Origin of the sequence: Falsiroseomonas sp. (assembly GCF_051859025.1) — a bacterium.
GTDB lineage: Bacteria > Pseudomonadota > Alphaproteobacteria > Acetobacterales > Acetobacteraceae > Falsiroseomonas.
This window is the reverse complement of sequence record NZ_JBHYGL010000031.1, coordinates 1-16,300: the sequence shown is the minus strand read 5'-3', so window position 1 is coordinate 16,300 and position 16,300 is coordinate 1. Positions and strand designations below refer to the sequence as shown.

The window sequence follows — 16,300 nt, the reverse complement described above, 5'->3', positions numbered from 1 at the left end:
CCCCACCCCCTTGGCGTCTGGCCTCCTGTCCCCATTATACTTTGTGCCGTGCAGTGGGGCGGGTGGGTGGGGGGGGTGGGGGGGGGGGCCCCCCCCCCCCCCAAGGCCGCCCATGACCTTCCACTGGTCCTGGGCCACCGTCTTCCTCCCCTGGATCGGCGCCGCCATCCTGGCCGCGATGCCCCCGCGCGGCCGCGTGCCCGCCTTCGTCAATCTCGGCGTCTCCGCACTCAGCCTGGTGCTCGCGCTGGTGCTGCTGGCGCAGCCTTTCGGCGTGCAGGGCTGGACGCGCACCGATGCGCTGAACCTGCCCTTCGTGCTGCTCTCCGCCATCGTCGGCTGCACCACCGCCGCCTTCTCCGCCGCCACCGTCGATGCCGAACGCTTCGACGACCTCCGCGCCCGGGCCTATCACGCGGCCTTCCAGGTCTTCATGGGCGCGCAGTTCCTGGCGCTGCTGTCGGACAATCTCGGCGTCATGTGGGTGGCGATCGAGATCGCGACGCTCGCCTCCGTGCTGATGGTGGCCGTGCATGGCACGGCCGCGGCGGTGGAGGCCGCGTGGAAGTTCTTCATCCTGTGCGGCGTCGGCATCGCGCTGGCGCTGTTCGGGACGATCCTGCTTTACCTGGCGGCGCAGCCGGTGGTGGGCGCGGGGGATCCTGGCCTGTCCTGGGGCGCCCTGCAGGCCGTGGCGGCGCGCTGCGATCCGGGGGTGCTGAGCCTCGCCTTCGTGTTCCTGCTGGTGGGCTATGGCACCAAGGCGGGGCTCGTGCCGCTGCATTCCTGGCTGCCGGATGCGGAGGCCGAGGGCCCGCTGCCGATCAACGCCGTGCTGTCCGGCCTGCTGCTGAACGCGGCGCTGTTTGCCATCCTGCGGGCCAAGGCCATCGTCGGCGCGCATCCCGGCGCGCTGCCGCCGGGGCCGCTGATGGTGGGCTTCGGCCTGGCATCCCTGCTGCTGGCGGCCTTCGCGCTGTGGCGGCGGCGGGATGCCAGGCGGTTGTTCGCCTGGAGCAGCATCGAGCATATGGGCCTGGCGACCTTCGCCTTCGGCATCGGCGGCGCCGCCGCCAATCTGGCGGGGCTGCTGCACATGCTGGGGCATTCGCTGGTGAAGTCGGGCGTCTTCTTCGCCATCGGCGCCGCGGCGCAGATCAAGGGCAGCCAGAAGGTGGCGGATATCGGCGGGCTGGCGGCCAGCCATCCGGGGCTCGGCTGGGCGCTGGCGCTCGGCATCGCGGCGCTGGCGGGGCTGCCGCCCTTCACTCTGTTCGTCTCCGAATTCTCGATGGTGGCGGCGACGGCGGCGGCGCAGCCCTGGCTGCTGCTGCCGCTGGGGGTCGGGTTGCTGGTGGCGGCGGCGGCGCTGGTGACGGCGCTGCAACGGCTCTGCCTGGGCGAAGCCACGCCCGACCGGCCGGTGGAGGGCGCCTTCACCCTGCCCGGCGGCGTGTTGTGGGCCAGCATCCCCACCTGGCTGCATCTGGTGCTGGCCGCGCTGCTGGCGCTGGCCGCGCCGGCAGGCCTCGCGGCGCTGCTGCGCGAAGGCGCGAGGATGGTGGGATGAGCGGCGCGGCCTCCGCCTGGATCCGGCGCGGCGCGCCGCAGGGCTGCGTGCCCTTCGAACGATACCTCCTCGCGCCCGCCGCCTTCGGCGACCTGCGCGACGCGCTGCGGACGGAACAGAGCCTCGCGCTGCTGTCCTTCTGGGCGGAGCCGGGCTTCGTCCACGCGGCCTTCCTGGACGAGGTCGAGAACACGCTGCTGCTGGCGACGACGCCGGTGCAGGACGGGCGCTACCCCGCCCTGTCGCCCACCCGGCCCGGCGCGGTGCGGTTCGAGCGGATGATCCGCGACCTCTGGGCCTACACCGCGGAGGGCGGCGTCGATCTCCGCCCCTGGCTGGACCATGGACGCTGGCCGGTGATCGGGCCGAACTCGCCCAGGCCCGCGCGGCGCACCCTGCCCCCGGAACAGCCCGAATTCCTACCCATCGAGGGTGAGGGCTGGCACCAGATTCCCGTCGGACCCGTCCATGCCGGGATCATCGAACCCGGGCATTTCCGCTTCACCGTGCAGGGGGAGATGGTGGTCAGGCTGGAACAGCGCCTGGGCTACACCCACAAGGGCACGATCGGGCTGATGGTGGGGAAATCCCCCCGCGCCGCCGCCCGCTACGCCGCGCGCCTGTCGGGCGACACCACCGTGGCCCATGCGCTGGCCTTCGCCCTGGCGGCGGAGGCCGCGACCGCCACCACGCCACCGCCCCGCGCCATCTGGCTGCGCTGCGCGATGCTCGAGATCGAGCGGATCGCCAACCACCTGAATGATTGGGGCTTCGTCTGCAACGACGCCGCCTTCGCCTATCCCCATGCGCGTCTCGGCGTGCTGCGGGAAGGCGTGCTGCGCGCCAATGCGGCCGCCTTTGGCCACCGCCTGCTGATGGACCGCGTGATCCCCGGCGGGCTGGCGATGGAGATCCTGCCGGGGGGCATCGACGCCATCCTGGGCGCGCTGGCGGCGGTGGAGGCGGAGATGCCCGCGCTGGTCTCCATCTATGACAGCCATGCCAGCCTGCAGGACCGCGTGGTCGGCACGGGTTTCCTGAAGCCGGCACTCGCCGCCGCCTTCGCGGCGGGGGGGTATGTGGGCCGCGCCTCCGGCCGGGCCTTCGATGCCCGGGTCGCCCTGCCCCATGCGCCCTACGAATCGCTGGTGCCCGAAGCCGCGCTGCGGACCGAGGGCGATGTGGATGCGCGCGTGCGCGTGCGGATCGCGGAATTGTCCGAATCGATCGCCCTGGTTCGGGAAGCGCTGGCCGCGGCGCCGGACGGGGAGATCCACCACCCCCTGCCGCAGAAGGGCGGCGAAGGCATCGCCGTCGTCGAGGGTTTCCGCGGCGAGATCGTCACCTGGATGGCGCTGGACGATGGCGGGCTGATCCGCAGTGCCTTCCCGCGCGACCCGTCCTGGCTGCAATGGCCACTGCTGGAAGCGGCGATCGAGGGCAACATCGTCGCCGATTTTCCCCTGTGCAACAAATCCTTCAACTGCTCCTACAGCGGCGTCGACCTTTGAGGTCGCGGAAAGTCAGACCTTTGAGGTCGCGGGAAGTTCGACCTGTGACATCGCGAAGGTTTCGGGTGACAGGCGCGACCGCTTCGGTTCCTGTCGCCCCATGAGCGGCCGCCAGCACAGCAAGGCCAGCGCCGCCAAGGGCGCGACCGGCCAATTCACCGTCACGCTCTTCAAGCCGGGCCCGGGCCGCGGCGTGCTGGAACACTGGGCCTATGACGACCGCGCCCATGCGCTGGACGAGATCGGCTGGATCGTGGAGCGGGTGCCGCCCGGCACCGAACTGCTGCTGCGCGATCCCGAGGGCAATGACCTGCTTCGGATGGCACGCACGGCATGAAGACCTTCCACCGCCTGCTCTGGCCCAGACTCGCCCAGGGGCTGGTCGGCAAGCCCCTGACGGAGCCCGCGACGCCGCCACCGGATGAGGTGGTGGAGGCGCTGGCCGCGCGGGTGGAGGCGACGGCGCGCGCCAGGCTCGGCCGCTCCCTCTCCATCCGCCAGGTCGATGCGGGGTCCTGCAACGGGTGCGAGCTGGAGGTGAATGCGCTGAACGGCGTGCTCTATGACCTGGAACGGTTCGGGCTGCGCTTCGTGGCCTCTCCCAGGCATGCCGATGTGCTGCTGGTGACGGGGCCGGTGACGCGGAACATGCGGGAGGCGCTGGAACGCACGCGGGCCTGCACGCCGGAGCCCTGCTGGGTGGTGGCGGTGGGCGATTGCGCTGCGGATGGCGGCGTCTTCAAGGGCAGCTATGCGGTGGAGGGCGGGGTTTCGCCGGTGCTGCCGGTGGACCTGGTGATCCCGGGCTGCCCGCCGGCGCCGGCGCAGTTGCTGGAGGGGCTGCTGGCGCTGCTGGGGGCGCAGGAGGTGCCGAAGAAGGTGGTGGCGGGGGCGGCGGCGGAGCCGGGGGTGTGATGGTTGCCCGCAGGGGGACGCTGTCCCCCCGCACCGATCATTGTCCGCAGGGGGCGCTGCCCCCTGCACCCCCGCCAGGGTCCAACGGGACCCTGGACCGCGGGATTTTTGGCGCCACCAAACTGAAGACGGTCCAGGGCCGGTTCGGCCCTGGCGGATAGGGTCCGGGAAAGGCAGCGCGTTTCCCGGAATCACAAGCGCAAACATCCCTTCGGCAGCGCCGGCCACACGAACCAGGCCCCATTTGCATAAAGCCGCGCCGGCAGCCCCGGCGCCTGGTCCCGCAGCAGCACGAAGCCCACCCCGGATTCCAGCAGCGCCGCATCCGTCGCCCCCACCGCGCGGGCGAGTGACGCGGAGGGCCCGAAGGCGATGGCGCCCGGCGGGTCCACCACCAGCGCCAGCCCGGCCATGCCGCCGAACCAGGCGCCCAGCACCAGGGCCGCGCCACGCAGCAGCCGCCAGGCGCCGTCAGTAGTCATAGGCATGCTCAAAGGTCGCGCCGGCATCCCGCATCAGCCCGGCCAGCGCCGGCACCTCCACATCCAGGCCGATACGCCGCCAGCCAGGCCTGGACTGGATCGGCAGGGCGAAGACCTGGTCCCCGGGCAGCGACAGGCCCGCCGGCGCCAACACGGTGACAAGGATGCGGGGATTGCCCGCGATCTCCCGCACCTCCCCTCCCCGTTGCGCGATGCCGGCCAGGATTTCCGTCAGCGCGCGGTAGCGGGGGGTCTCGATGAGGGCGGCGCCGTCGTCGAAGCGGCGCAGCACCGTGATGCGTGGGTCGGCCTCCGGCTCCCCGCCCTGGATCACGCTGCGGATGCGCAGCGCCGCCGGCGCCACGCCGGCCAGCGCGCCGATCGCCTGCGCGTAGACCGCGCGGCCACCATAAAGCGCGCTGAGCCAGAGGCGGCGTTCGGCGCTGCGGACCACGCTGACCTCACCGAAGGGCGCTTCCTGCCAGAGGCGGGAAAGCTCGGTGCCGAAGGGGTATTCGTACCAGGGCAGCTGGCGGAGGAAGATCGCATAATCCTCCGCCACGCGGAGCGCGAATTCATCCTCCGGCGTGCGGCGGGGCCCTCGCGCCCAGGCGGTCAGGGCACCGATCGTGCGTTCATAGGCGCCGATCACCGCCATCTCCGCCGTGAAGCTGATGCCGATGACGTGGTTGGTGGTGGTCTGGTCCGCCGTCATGGCGCCGGTGCGCCCGGCCTCCCGCGTCGCCTGGCAGAGGCTGCGCCAGAAGCCGGCGATGGAGGCCAGGTAGTCGAAATCCGATTCGGAGGCCTGGCGCGCGACGCCGGCCATGTCCTCATAGGCGTGGACGATGAACCATTCGGGGTAGGTCAGGAAACTGTCGCCCGCGGCGCGACGCCATTCGGCCCCGCCGAGGTCATGGCGCGGCGGCGGGGGCGCGCGGTCCTGCGCTTCCGCGACGCAGGCGCGCTCCACCACCACCACGGGCGCTGCGGCCAACAGCAGCACGGGCAGCATCACCAGCGCGATGCGCCGCGCCCAGCGCCACCTCTGGCGCCTCATCCGCGGCGCGCGCCGAGCCATCCCGTCGCCATCCCGAAGCCGCCGAGCAGCAGATGCGGCAGGCTGGAGAGGAAGCGGATCATCACCGGCATGTCACGCGCGATGCCATGGATGAAAAGGCTGAGGTCGAGATAGCTGGCGCCGGTGACGACCCCGCAGACGCCATCGAGAAAGTAGAGCGTGCCGAAGATGCGGAGGAAGGAGACGGAGGCCGCGCGCCCCAGCAGCACGGCGGCCAGCGCCCAGAGGGCGGAGGCGAGGTGCAGCGCATCCTTGTAGATGTCGAGCCGGAACAGCCCGAAGACCCTTCCCTCCGTATCGACGAAGCCGGGCACATAGTTGGTGATCGCCGCGAAGAACAGCGCGGCGGCGAGCAGCGATGCGGCAAGGCGCGGGTTCATGCGAGATACGCATCCCACAGCGCGTGGCGGAACAGCAGGCCGGGATCGTAGTGGCGCTTGCGCTCCGCGAAAAACGCCGCGCGGGGATAGGCGCGGTGCATCTGGTCCCGCCGCGCATGCAGGCGATAGGGCAGGTAGAAGGCGCCGCCGAGGGCGATGACGCGCTCGACCAGGGCCTCCGTCATCAGCAGCATGTCGGCCTCCCCCTCCGCGGAGATGTCCTGGGAGAAGGACATGACGGCGGCGATGCGTGGCTCTGGCGCGTAGCAGAGCACGGAGGTGTCGTCCGCGCCGACATAGCGCAGCGTCACATTGATGAATTCCGCCGCCGCGGGGGGAATGATGTCCCGGCAGGCCTGGCGGAAATCCCGGAAGCGGGCGGGCGGGACGAAGTATTCGTGCAGGATGTCCGTGCGGCGGCGGGCGGTATTCGCCAGATTGGCCACGGGCTCGTTCATCAGCGTGTTGCGGGTGGCGAGGCCGGTGCCGATGGCGGGCACCAGGCGGGTTTCGGCCACCCAGCGCAGGCGCTTCGCCGTCTCGCTGCCGATCTGCTGGCGGTAGATGGCGTTGGAGATGCCGGTCATGGCGCCGTGATTGGCCGCCGGCGGCAGCGTGGCGGGCTGGGGCGTGGTGGCGCGATAGACCGTCAGGATCGCATCGTCGAACAGCGCATCCCGCGCCACCGAAAGCCGCCCATAGGCCATGGAGACGCTAGGGTCCCGCGCCACCAGCGGGATGAAGGCATCGGCGAAATCCGCGCCGGGCAGAAGCTGGGCGTAGGGGCGGAGCATCAAATTGGGCGTCACCTCGACATCGAGGTCGAGGATCACGCCCAACAGCCCGTAGCCCCCGGCCATGAGGCCGAAGAGTTCCGCGTTCCGGTTACGCGAACACTCCAGGATGGTGCCATCCGCCAGCATCACGCGGCAGGACCGCACCGTACTGGCGAAGGGGCCGTGCGGCACGGGCCAGCCATGGGCGTTGACGCTGAAGGTGGAGGCCGCGCCGAAATCGGCGTTGGACTGCATGACCTTGGGCGACAGGCCCTGCGGGTCCAGCCAGGCGATGATCTCGGCCCAGGTAGCGCCGGCGGAAACCCGGGCCAGGCCATTGGCGCGATCCAGTTCGAACCACGGCGCCGCCAGCGTGATGCCGGTGCCGTCGCGGGCGAGCGACTGCGCGCCCATGGAATGGCGGGCGGCGCCGACCACGACGGGGCGGCGCGCGGCGGCGGCCTCCCGCAATTCGGCGCGGAGGGATTCGTGCCACTGGCCGGCGCGGTCGGTCGCGGGGCGCCAGTGCCGGGCGACGGGCGTCGCGTTCAGGCGGCTGGCGTCGTTCATCACGACGCGGGCGGGCACGCCCTGCGCGGCGGCGATGCCGGGCAGCAGCGCGGCGGCGGTGGTCAGGGCATCCCGTCGGGTGATCGGCACGCGCACCTCCTGGCTGGCGGTGATGTTCGCGCGAAGCGGTGCGGCGGCAAAGGCCCAGGCACAAAGAACCGGGGGCCAAAGAACCGGGCCAAAGAAAGGGCCGGCCGCATCGCTGCGACCGGCCCGAAGGGGCCGACCCCGGGCGGGGGCCGAAGGCCACAAGGGCCTGGGGTCTCCACCAGATCGGCCTCGTCGGCGATGGCCTGCCGGGAAATGGCCAGCGCCGAAAGCGGGCGCCCCGTTGCGGGGCGCCGAAGTCTCAGCCCTGCCGGCTCAGCCGGCCGGGGTCTGGGCGGGGCGGTTGCGGCGCGCGGCGGCGCGCTGGGCATTGCGGTGGCGGCGGGCGGCCGCGGCTTCGCGGCGCTGGCGGCGCTGCGCGCGGGTCTGGGGCTGGCCGTCGCGGGCCGTGGCCACTTCCTCATACGGCGTGCCGTTGGGGGCGATGGGGCTGTTGGCGCTGGCCGGGGCCGTCAGCAGCATGGGTGCGCTGATGGCGGCGGCGGCGAGCAGAAGGCGAAGGGTCATACGCATGGGTGCGTTCCTGAATCCGGGACGTTGAATCGGTGTCGCTGGCGGCCGGGGGGAAACGCCTTCGAGTGACCGCCAGGGTGCACCCACGCCCCTCACACCGTGATGGGGCGCAACTGAAATCCATGTAATGCAAGACGCTTGGCGGGTGTCTTTCACCCGCAATCTCCTCAGATGAGGCAGAGCGCCTGGAGTTCGCGGCGCAAAGCCGGGGGCAGGGCCTCCAGCCCCGTCGCGGCCACGCCGCCGCGGGGCGCGTCGGCCGGCGCCGCGGCGGGTTCCAGGTAGCGCCAGCCCTGGAAGGGCTTCTGCGGCCGCGGTTCCACCAGCACCAGCTCGGGGTCGAGCACCAGGCCGGCGCAGCTGGTGCCATCGTCCCAGCGTTCCTCGCGGATGTCGATCACGCGCTGCCGCACGCGGATGAAGCCGGCAACCACCCAGTAGAGCGACCCGCCATCCAGCAATTCGGCCGCGCGCTTCGGCACCATGCGCGTCTGGTGGCGCAGCGGCGGGTCGAGCGCGGCGCGGCGCGCCTGGTTGGCGGCGAGTTCCGCCACCTCCTTCGGGCCGACGCAGAGTTTCAGCAGGTGCAGCATCGCCACGGCATGTGGCCGGCGGCCGAGTCCCCGCAAGCCCCCTTGGGCTTGCAAGCCGGTTACCCGCAAGCCCCCTTACGCCCAAGCCCCTTGGGCTTGCCCCGGTGGATGTTCCGGCTGTAATGCGGGCGGGATACAAGCAACAAACGGAGGAAGCGTCATGCGTCGCCGCCATATTCTTGCTGCCCCGGCCTTCGGCCTGGCGGCTTCGTGGCTTGCCAGCCCCGCCATCGCCCAGCCGCGCAACGCATCCTGGCCGCGGGCGCTGACCATGGGCACGGCGGCGCCGGGGGGGACCTACGCCCTCTATGGCCCGGCCTGGGGGCAGATGGCGCAGGAGGCGACGGGCGTCGCGATTTCCTACCGCACCACGCAGGGGCCGAACCAGAACATCATTCTGGTGAACCGGCGCGAGGTCGAGCTGGGGATGGTGACGATGGGCGTCGCGCTGCAGGCCTGGAACGGCCAGGGCGACTGGACCCAGGGCAACCGCTTCCGCGACATCCGCGCCCTGTTCCCGATGTACGACACGCCTTTCCACGGCATCGCGCTGAAGCGCAGCGGCATCACGGGGCATGCGCAGCTCGGCGGGCGTTCCGTCGGCGTCGGCCCGCGCGGCGGCACGCCGGGCACCTACTACCCGCAGATCCTGAACACGCTGGGCGTCCGCCCTTCCGCCGTGCGCTACGGGTCGGCATCCGACCTGGTGGGCCAGATCCAGGACGGGCTGCTGGATTGCTTCCTCTTCGCCTCCGGCGTGCCAGTGCCGGCCTTCAGCGAGATCGAGGTGCAGGCCGACGTGAACTACCTGGACTTCACGGCGGATGAGGTGCGGCGCCTGACGACGCAATTCCCGGAACTGTCGGCCGGCACGCTGCCCATGGGCACCTACCGGAAGCAGGAGAAGCCGCTGAACATCGTCGGCATGTACAACTTCGCCATCAGCCACCGCAGCCTGTCCGACGATCTGGCCTATGAGATCACGAAGTCGGTGCTCGGCCAGAATGCCCGCTTCCGCCAGGCCATCGCCGCGGCGTCGGAGACGCTGGCCGAGAACTGGACGAAGAACACCTTCCTGCCCTTCCACCCCGGCGCGGCACGCTACCTGCGGGAAGCCGGGCACGCGGTGCCGGACAGCCTTGTCCAGGCCTGAAGGCGCGGCTTTTTTCACACAACCGTGAGGCGCGCGGTCACAACCGCGCGTCGTTCACTGTCCGGCAAGGTGGGTTTGAGAGTTTCACGGGGTACCATTCTCCGGAAGCTCGAAAATAATGCGACTGATCCCGGACTTCACCGTGGGCCGCAAGCTCGCGGCATCCGCGCTATTGACCCTCGCGATGCTGACGGTCCTGACCGCGCTGGTGTGGCGCGCCACCACCGGCATCATCGGGCAACAGGCGGCCTCGGCGGAGACCGAGGCGGCGATGGACCAGTTGGAGGACGGCGCGGATACGCTGCGGGAAGTGGCGGTGCTGGAACGTGACCTGCTGCTGCTGCACCTTGAATCCGAACAGGCGCCGGCCTGGCAGAATGTCACCCGGACGCTGGAGGAAGGGCGGCGCCTGGCGCGTGAGGCAGGGCAGAAGCTCGGCGCCGGCGAAATGACCGCGGTGCTGCGGCGGCTTGATGCCGCGGCGGCAAGCTACGGCGAGGCGCTTGAACGGGTCTCGCAGTTGCGGCTGCAGATGATCCAGGCCCGCGACAATGAGCTTTTCCCCCGCGGCAGCGAATATGACAGCCTGTTCGAGGCAGTGGCGGCGGCGATCGGCTTCGACGTGCCGGCCGACCAGCAGGAAGACGCCCGGCAGCGGCTGATGACGGTGCACGCCGCGGTGAACGACACGCGGCTTGGCATCCAGCGCCTGCTGGCGACCGGGGAGGAAGCGCAGGTCCGGCGCATCCGCCGCGGGATCGCGCAGGGCCGCGTGCATGGCCGCGGCATGGCGTCCATCGAGGCGCCGCCCCGGGTGAAGGACGACATCAACCGCCTGATGGACCGCGCCATCGCCGTGGGCGAGGCCGCGGGCAAGGTGCTGACGGCGGGCGAGGAGATCGCCAAGGTCCGGCGGGAACAGGTGGAGCCGGCCCGCGCCGCGATGCGCGCGGCGATCACCGCCGTCAGCGAAGCCTCCACCCAGGTTTCCGCCGCCCAGCGCGCGCTGGTCATGGCGGAAGCGGAATCGGCCCGCCAGGGCACGATCTGGGCCGGGCTGGCCATCGCGGTGGTGCTGGTCCTGTCCGGCCTGCTGCTGGCCCGCGTGATCGGCACGCCGCTGCGCAGCCTGTCCGGCGTGATGCGCCGGATTGCCGATGGCGACGCGACCGTCGCCGTGCCGCACCGCACGCGCCGCGACGAAATCGGCGCCATCGCGGCAGCGCTGGAGACGCTCCGCGTCACCACGGGCCGGGCCTTCGCCCAGCAGCAGATGATCGAACAACTGCCGACCGCGGTGATGTCCGCCGATCCCAACGACAATTTCCGCATGACCTACATGAACGCGGAGACCAAGGCGCTGGTGGAGCGGCTGCGCCACCTGATGCCGGCCGATGCGGATGACATGATCGGCCAGTCCATCGACATCTTCCACAAGCACCCCGACCACCAGCGCGCGATCCTGTCGGACCCGTCCAGGCTGCCGCACACCACCCGCATCAAGCTTGGCGATGAAGTGATCGAACTCCGTATCTCCGCCATCCGCGACGCGGCCGGCCACTACAGCGCCGCCATGCTGTGCTGGAACCTGGCGACCGAGAAGGTTCGCCTGGCCGATACCTTCGAGACGGAGGTCGGCCAGGTGGTCGGCGCGGTGGCGGAAAGCGCGCAGCGCCTGCGGCAATCCGCCGTCGGGCTCAGCGCCTCCGCCGAGACCTCCGGCACGGAGGCAGCGGCCGTCGCCGCGGCGGGCGGGCGCGCCCAGGCGGATGTGCAGGCCGTGGCGGCAGCGGCGGAGGAGATGGCGGCCTCGGTCACCGAAATCTCCCGCCAGGTGGCGGAAGCCGCCAGCGTGGCGAGCCAGGCCGTGGCGGAAACCCGCGCCACCGACACCACCGTGCAGGGGCTGTCGGAAGCCGCTGCCCGCATCGGCGACGTGGTTCGGCTGATCGGCGACATCGCGGGCCAGACCAACCTGCTAGCCCTGAACGCCACGATCGAGGCCGCGCGCGCCGGCGATGCCGGCAAGGGCTTCGCGGTGGTGGCGAGCGAGGTGAAGACGCTGGCCGGCCAGACCGCCCGCGCGACGGAGGAGATCGGCCAGCAGATCGGCCAGATGCAGCAGGCCACCAGCCAGGCCGTCGCCGCCATCCGCGGCATCGGCACCACGGTGGAACGCACCAGCGAAATCGCGACCGCCATCGCGGCCGCGGTGGAACAGCAGGGCGCGGCCACGCAGGAAATCGCCCGCAGCGCGGCGCAGGTGGCGGAAGCCACCCAGACCGTCGCGACGGGGATCGAGGGCATCCGCGGCGCGGCCAACGCCACCGGTGGCGCCGCCAGCGCGGTGCGCGACGACAGCGGTGCGCTGGCCAGCCAGGCGGAACTGCTGCGCGCCAAGACGGACGGGTTCCTGCGGGCGGTGCGGGCGCTGTAGCCCGCAGGGGGCAAGGCCCCCTGCACCAACCGCTCCCCGCAGGGGGCCCTGCCCCCTGCACCAACCACTCCCCGCAGGGGGCCCTGCCCCCTGCACCCCCGCCAGGGTCCAACGGGACCCTGGACCGCGGGGTTATTGATGATGGTCCAGGGGGGTCTCCCCCCTGGCGGGCGGGGTCCGGGGAGGGCAGCGCCCTCCCCGCGCCGCCACGCCATTGCCTTGCCCCCCACCGCCGAACCGCCTAAGCCGCCCCTCCCCTTCCAGGCAGGAGCGCCAGCATGGGCATGAAGGTCGCGGTCGTCGGCGCCACCGGCGCGGTGGGGCGGGAAATTCTCAAGACGCTGGCCGAACGTTCCTTCCCGGTGGACGAAGCCGTGGCGCTCAGCGCCGGGCGCGGCGGCGGGCAGGAAGTCTCCTTCGGCGAGGATGAGGTGCTGAAGGTCCGCAGCCTGGAAAGCTACGACTTCTCCGACACCGATATCGCCTTCTTCGCCGCCGGCGCGGCGGTCAGCCAGGTTCACGCGGCGCGCGCAGCCGGCCAGGGCTGCGTCGTGATCGACAGCAGCAGCGCCTTCCGCATGGAAGCCGATGTGCCGCTGGTCATCCCGGAGGTGAACGCGAACGCCATCGCCCGCTTCCGCAAGCGCCGCATCATCGGCAACCCGACCGGCGCCACCATCCAGATGCTGGTCGCCCTCAAGCCGCTGCACGACATCGGCAAGGCCAGGCGCGTCGTCGTCTCCACCTACCAATCCGTCTCCGATGGCGGGCAATCCGCCTCCAATGGCGGGCGGGAGGGGATGGATGAACTCTGGACCCAGACGCGCGGCGTCTATGTGAACGAAACGCCGCCCGGCGAGCAGTTCCCCAAGCAGATCGCCTTCAACTGCATCCCCCATATCGGCGACTTCATGGATGACGGCGCGACGCGGGAGGAATGGGCGCTGGCCGCGGAAGCGCGGAAGATCCTCGACCCCGATATCGCGGTCATGGCGACCTGCGTGCGCGTGCCGGTCTTCATCGGCCATGCGGAAGCCGTGCATGTCGCCTTCGAACGCCCGGTGACGGAGGCCCAGGCGCGGGCCGCGCTGCGGGACGCGCCGGGGGTCATCATCCTGGATCGGCGGGAGGATGGCGGCTACGCCACCGCGGCCGAGATCGCCGGGGAGGACACGGTCTATGTCAGCCGCCTGCGCCGCGACCTGACGGTGCCGCATGGCCTCGCCTTCTGGTGCGTGACGGACAACCTCCGCAAGGGATCGGCGCTGAACGCGGTGCAGATCGCGGAGGAGCTGGTGGCCAGGAAACTCCTGGAGGATTGAGGGCCCCTACCCCCCCCGGAACATCGCCGCCACTTCGCGCGCCATCCAGGGCGCGGTGCTGAACTTGCCGCTGTCGACGGAGATGTAGCGGCCGGTGCGGCGGATGCCGAAGCGGTCCCGGCGATGCAGGCCGGCGGCGGGGTCGTTCAGGGGGCCGCTGCCGGGGGCAACAACCCAGATGCCCTGCAGGTCCATCTGTGCCGCGCCATCGGCCACGCGGCGCACCGCGGGCAGATGCTCGGCCAGGCCATCCAGGATGCGGTGGGCGAGGGCCTGGCGCGCAGCCTCATCCATCGCCGGCACGGGCGGCGGCGCGGGGTCGCGGCCTTCCGCCACCAGGCCCGCGGGGTACCAGGACAGGTAGAAATCCCGGTCGCCATAGGCCTTCACATCGCCGAACGGGCCGGTGCCGATCAGGGCATTGTCCTGCGCCACGGGTTGCGCGGTATGGACGAACAGCGCGTAGCGGTAGCGGTGGGTCAGCTCCGGCAGGGCCGCCAGGCCGATGCCCTGGTCAATCACGCAGCGGCCTTCCCACAACGCGTTCACCACGATGGTGAAGGGCCCGTCCGTGCCCGCATCGGTCTCGACCCGGAAGGGGCCATCGAGGCTGCCCTCCAGCCCTGCCTCCCCGTCCGGCCGCACGCCCAGCACACGGCTGCCGGTGCGCAGCTCGATCTTCGGTTCGGCAGCGAGCGCGGCGATGTAGCGCCGGGCGATCCAGCGGGAGGAGACGCTGCGTTCCGGCAGGCGCCAGGCACCGAGGATGGCGCCGCCTTCGGGGGCAAGGCCCGCCATCTCCGCCCCCGTCAGCGGCGTGGCGCCGCGCCGGGCGGCATCATCCCAATAGCGGCCGGCATCGGGATGGCTGCGGACAAGGTCCGACACGCGCCGGAAATAGGCCTCGATCCCGGGTTGCTGCACCACCGAATCGCGGTGCAGCAGGAAGATCTCGTCCCGCGACGTGGTGGCGCCGGCGATGGAGCCGCCGAGCAGTTCCTCCACGATGTCCTTGAACAGCAGCCCGCCCGTCAGCAGTTGCCGCGCGGTGCCGAGGCTGGGGTCGCCGGCGTAGAGGTAGCCAAGGTGGAGCTTGCCGTCGTTCCAGCCGCTCGATCCCTCGAAGGGCTGCCGCGCCTGGTCGAACAGGGTCACGCTGTAGCCCTGGCGGGCCATGAACAGCGCGGTCGAGCAGCCCGTGATGCCCGCCCCGAGCACCGCCACCCTGCCTGTTGCCCGCTTTCCGCGGCGTCGAGACGTCTCCATCAACAGGACGGTAGGCGGGCCTTTCGGCCGCGGCAAGGAAGGGGGGTGCGCCTTCAGAACAACAGCCGGAGGATGGTGCCGAGCGCGGCGCCGCCGGTCAGCAGCTTGTGCAGCACCTCCAGCGCCCGGCCGAAGCGCGGGCGGGCGGGGATGGCGGGCGGGTCCGGGCAGAGCGGCGCTTCCCGGAGGCGGGGGGCGAAGCGCGGCAGCGTGCGGGGCTCGGGCTTGCGCATGGCAATAGGATATCATTCCTGTCACCTTCATGCACGATTTGTCGGATGGACGTCTGTCCATGTTGCGCCGCGTTGACGCTATGGCGCGCTGCACCATAAAAGCATCCACAGGTGAGCGCGCGCCCAGCCTCGACGCCGGGCGTGCCATGAGGAGCGGGCGCCGCATGTCGATAATGCAGGATTCGCGGGAGGCGACCATGGTCGGTCGCCGGTCGGATGGCACGCCGGTGCGCCGCCCGTTGTCGCCGCATCTGCAGGTCTATGACATGCTGCAGATGACCAGCGCGATGTCCATCAGCCACCGGATCACGGGCGTGATCTGGAGCGGTGGCGCGGCGGTCATGGTGTGGTGGCTGGTGGCCGCGGCATCGGGGCCGGAGGCGTTCGCCACGGTTCAATGGTTTCTTGGTTCCTTCATCGGCATCCTGTTCCTGATGGGGCTGACGGGCGCGGCCTGGTTCCACACCCTGGCGGGGGTTCGCCACCTGCTGTGGGATGCGGGCTGGGGCTATGACATCCCGACGCTCTACAAGACGGGTCGGGCGGTGCTGGTGGGCACGGCGGTGCTGACGGCACTGACCTGGCTTGCCCTGCTGATGTCCTGGTGAGGTAGGCACGATGTCGCATTCCACTGGGTCGCATTCCACGGGCGAATCCCCCCGCCAGGCGCAGCTCCGCACGCCGCTCGGCCGCGTGCGGGGGTCGGGCTCCGCCAAGTCCGGCGTCCATCACTGGTGGGGGCAGCGCGTCACCTCCATCGCGCTGCTGCCGCTGACGATCTGGTTCATCGCCTCGCTCGCGACCTCCGCGGGCATGCCGCACCATGTGGCGCAGGCCTGGATCGGGCATCCGCTGAACGCCGTGCTGCTGCTGGCGCTGATCGGGTTGACCTTCCACCACATCGCGGCCGGGCTGCAGGTGGTGATCGAGGACTATGTGAAGCCGGAGGGTCGCAAGATGGCCGCCGTGCTCGCAGTGAAGTTCGCCTGCACGCTGCTGGCGCTGGCGGCTGCGCTGGCCGTTCTGCGCATTGCGGTCTGACACGACGCGCCTAGTTGATGATCTGGTGGCGCGGGCTACGGGGCCCCGCCTGATGAATGGACGGCATAGCTGATGAACGCCATCTCGAAGCCCTCGATCGGCAACGGTGCCTACCGCATCGTCGATCATACCTATGACGTGGTCGTGGTCGGCGCCGGCGGCGCGGGGCTTCGCGCCACCTTCGGCATGGGGGCCTCCGGCCTCAAGACCGCCTGCATCACGAAGGTCTTCCCGACGCGGAGCCACACCGTGGCCGCGCAGGGTGGCGTGGGTGCCGCGCTCGGCAACATGGGGGAGGATGACTGGCGCTGGCACATGTACGACACCGTGAAGGGGTCGGACTGGCTGG

At 71.0% G+C, this 16,300-nt stretch carries 18 protein-coding genes; 10 read left to right on the top strand and 8 right to left on the bottom strand.

Going from position 1 to position 16,300, the window contains the following annotated elements; genetic code table 11:
• The first annotated feature begins 112 nt into the window (after positions 1 to 112).
• From ACTIE5_RS20985 to ACTIE5_RS20970, 4 genes are all read left to right on the top strand, one after another.
• The gene (locus ACTIE5_RS20985; protein ID WP_439551673.1) at positions 113 to 1,570 is read left to right on the top strand and encodes a hydrogenase 4 subunit F; all 1,458 of its coding nucleotides are present in this window, start codon (positions 113 to 115) and stop codon (positions 1,568 to 1,570) included.
• Positions 1,567 to 3,081 (top strand): hydrogenase large subunit, encoded by a 1,515-nt coding sequence (locus tag ACTIE5_RS20980; protein WP_439551672.1) that lies wholly within the window; start codon positions 1,567 to 1,569, stop codon positions 3,079 to 3,081. Before ACTIE5_RS20985 ends, ACTIE5_RS20980 begins: the two co-directional genes overlap by 4 nt.
• Positions 3,082 to 3,181: 100 nt before the next feature.
• Entirely contained in the window at positions 3,182 to 3,418 is a 237-nt protein-coding gene (locus ACTIE5_RS20975; RefSeq protein WP_439551671.1) for a hypothetical protein, read from the top strand.
• Positions 3,415 to 3,996, top strand: coding sequence for an NADH-quinone oxidoreductase subunit B family protein (locus ACTIE5_RS20970; protein ID WP_439551670.1), 582 nt, complete (start codon positions 3,415 to 3,417; stop codon positions 3,994 to 3,996). The genes ACTIE5_RS20975 and ACTIE5_RS20970 overlap by 4 nt, the downstream gene beginning before the upstream one ends.
• A 191-nt stretch (positions 3,997 to 4,187) precedes the next feature.
• Here ACTIE5_RS20970 and ACTIE5_RS20965 read toward each other — a convergent pair whose 3' ends face one another.
• The 6 genes from ACTIE5_RS20965 to ACTIE5_RS20940 all read right to left on the bottom strand — a co-directional run bounded on the left by ACTIE5_RS20965 (position 4,188) and on the right by ACTIE5_RS20940 (position 8,499).
• The gene (locus tag ACTIE5_RS20965; RefSeq protein ID WP_439551669.1) at positions 4,188 to 4,478 is read right to left on the bottom strand and encodes a hypothetical protein; all 291 of its coding nucleotides are present in this window, start codon (positions 4,476 to 4,478) and stop codon (positions 4,188 to 4,190) included.
• A complete protein-coding gene (locus ACTIE5_RS20960) occupies positions 4,468 to 5,538 on the bottom strand; it encodes a hypothetical protein (RefSeq protein ID WP_439551668.1) in 1,071 nt (356 codons plus the stop codon). The genes ACTIE5_RS20965 and ACTIE5_RS20960 overlap by 11 nt, the downstream gene beginning before the upstream one ends.
• Positions 5,535 to 5,939, bottom strand: a complete 405-nt coding sequence (locus tag ACTIE5_RS20955; protein WP_439551667.1) for a hypothetical protein — start codon at positions 5,937 to 5,939, stop codon at positions 5,535 to 5,537. The genes ACTIE5_RS20960 and ACTIE5_RS20955 overlap by 4 nt, the downstream gene beginning before the upstream one ends.
• Positions 5,936 to 7,375, bottom strand: coding sequence for an FAD-binding oxidoreductase (locus ACTIE5_RS20950; RefSeq protein WP_439551666.1), 1,440 nt, complete (start codon positions 7,373 to 7,375; stop codon positions 5,936 to 5,938). Before ACTIE5_RS20950 ends, ACTIE5_RS20955 begins: the two co-directional genes overlap by 4 nt.
• 273 nt (positions 7,376 to 7,648) lie before the next feature.
• A complete protein-coding gene (locus ACTIE5_RS20945; RefSeq protein WP_439551665.1) occupies positions 7,649 to 7,906 on the bottom strand; it encodes a hypothetical protein in 258 nt (85 codons plus the stop codon).
• A 167-nt stretch (positions 7,907 to 8,073) separates the two neighbouring features.
• On the bottom strand, positions 8,074 to 8,499 hold the full coding sequence (locus ACTIE5_RS20940; protein ID WP_439551674.1) for a DUF1489 family protein: 426 nt from the start codon (positions 8,497 to 8,499) through the stop codon (positions 8,074 to 8,076).
• A gap of 160 nt (positions 8,500 to 8,659) precedes the next feature.
• On the opposite strand from ACTIE5_RS20940, the gene ACTIE5_RS20935 reads away from it, so the two are divergent.
• From ACTIE5_RS20935 to ACTIE5_RS20925, 3 genes are all read left to right on the top strand, one after another.
• A complete protein-coding gene (locus ACTIE5_RS20935; RefSeq protein WP_439551664.1) occupies positions 8,660 to 9,652 on the top strand; it encodes a TAXI family TRAP transporter solute-binding subunit in 993 nt (330 codons plus the stop codon).
• A gap of 118 nt (positions 9,653 to 9,770) precedes the next feature.
• On the top strand, positions 9,771 to 12,089 hold the full coding sequence (locus ACTIE5_RS20930) for a methyl-accepting chemotaxis protein (protein ID WP_439551663.1): 2,319 nt from the start codon (positions 9,771 to 9,773) through the stop codon (positions 12,087 to 12,089).
• Positions 12,090 to 12,367: 278 nt separating this feature from the next.
• A complete protein-coding gene (locus ACTIE5_RS20925) occupies positions 12,368 to 13,411 on the top strand; it encodes an aspartate-semialdehyde dehydrogenase (RefSeq protein WP_439551662.1) in 1,044 nt (347 codons plus the stop codon).
• A gap of 6 nt (positions 13,412 to 13,417) precedes the next feature.
• Here ACTIE5_RS20925 and ACTIE5_RS20920 read toward each other — a convergent pair whose 3' ends face one another.
• Together ACTIE5_RS20920 and ACTIE5_RS20915 are read right to left on the bottom strand one after the other, a co-directional pair.
• On the bottom strand, positions 13,418 to 14,635 hold the full coding sequence (locus ACTIE5_RS20920) for an FAD-dependent oxidoreductase (RefSeq protein WP_439551661.1): 1,218 nt from the start codon (positions 14,633 to 14,635) through the stop codon (positions 13,418 to 13,420).
• A 95-nt stretch (positions 14,636 to 14,730) separates the two neighbouring features.
• Positions 14,731 to 14,910 (bottom strand): hypothetical protein, encoded by a 180-nt coding sequence (locus tag ACTIE5_RS20915; RefSeq protein WP_439551660.1) that lies wholly within the window; start codon positions 14,908 to 14,910, stop codon positions 14,731 to 14,733.
• A gap of 164 nt (positions 14,911 to 15,074) precedes the next feature.
• On the opposite strand from ACTIE5_RS20915, the gene sdhC reads away from it, so the two are divergent.
• The 3 genes from sdhC to ACTIE5_RS20900 form a co-directional block, all read left to right on the top strand.
• Complete coding sequence (sdhC, locus tag ACTIE5_RS20910; RefSeq protein WP_439551659.1) at positions 15,075 to 15,518, top strand: succinate dehydrogenase, cytochrome b556 subunit; 444 nt, start codon at positions 15,075 to 15,077, stop codon at positions 15,516 to 15,518.
• A 10-nt stretch (positions 15,519 to 15,528) separates the two neighbouring features.
• Positions 15,529 to 15,951 (top strand): succinate dehydrogenase, hydrophobic membrane anchor protein, encoded by a 423-nt coding sequence (sdhD, locus tag ACTIE5_RS20905; RefSeq protein WP_439551658.1) that lies wholly within the window; start codon positions 15,529 to 15,531, stop codon positions 15,949 to 15,951.
• A 72-nt stretch (positions 15,952 to 16,023) separates the two neighbouring features.
• The coding region (locus ACTIE5_RS20900; protein ID WP_439551657.1) for an FAD-binding protein at positions 16,024 to 16,300 on the top strand (277 nt) is incomplete at its 3' end.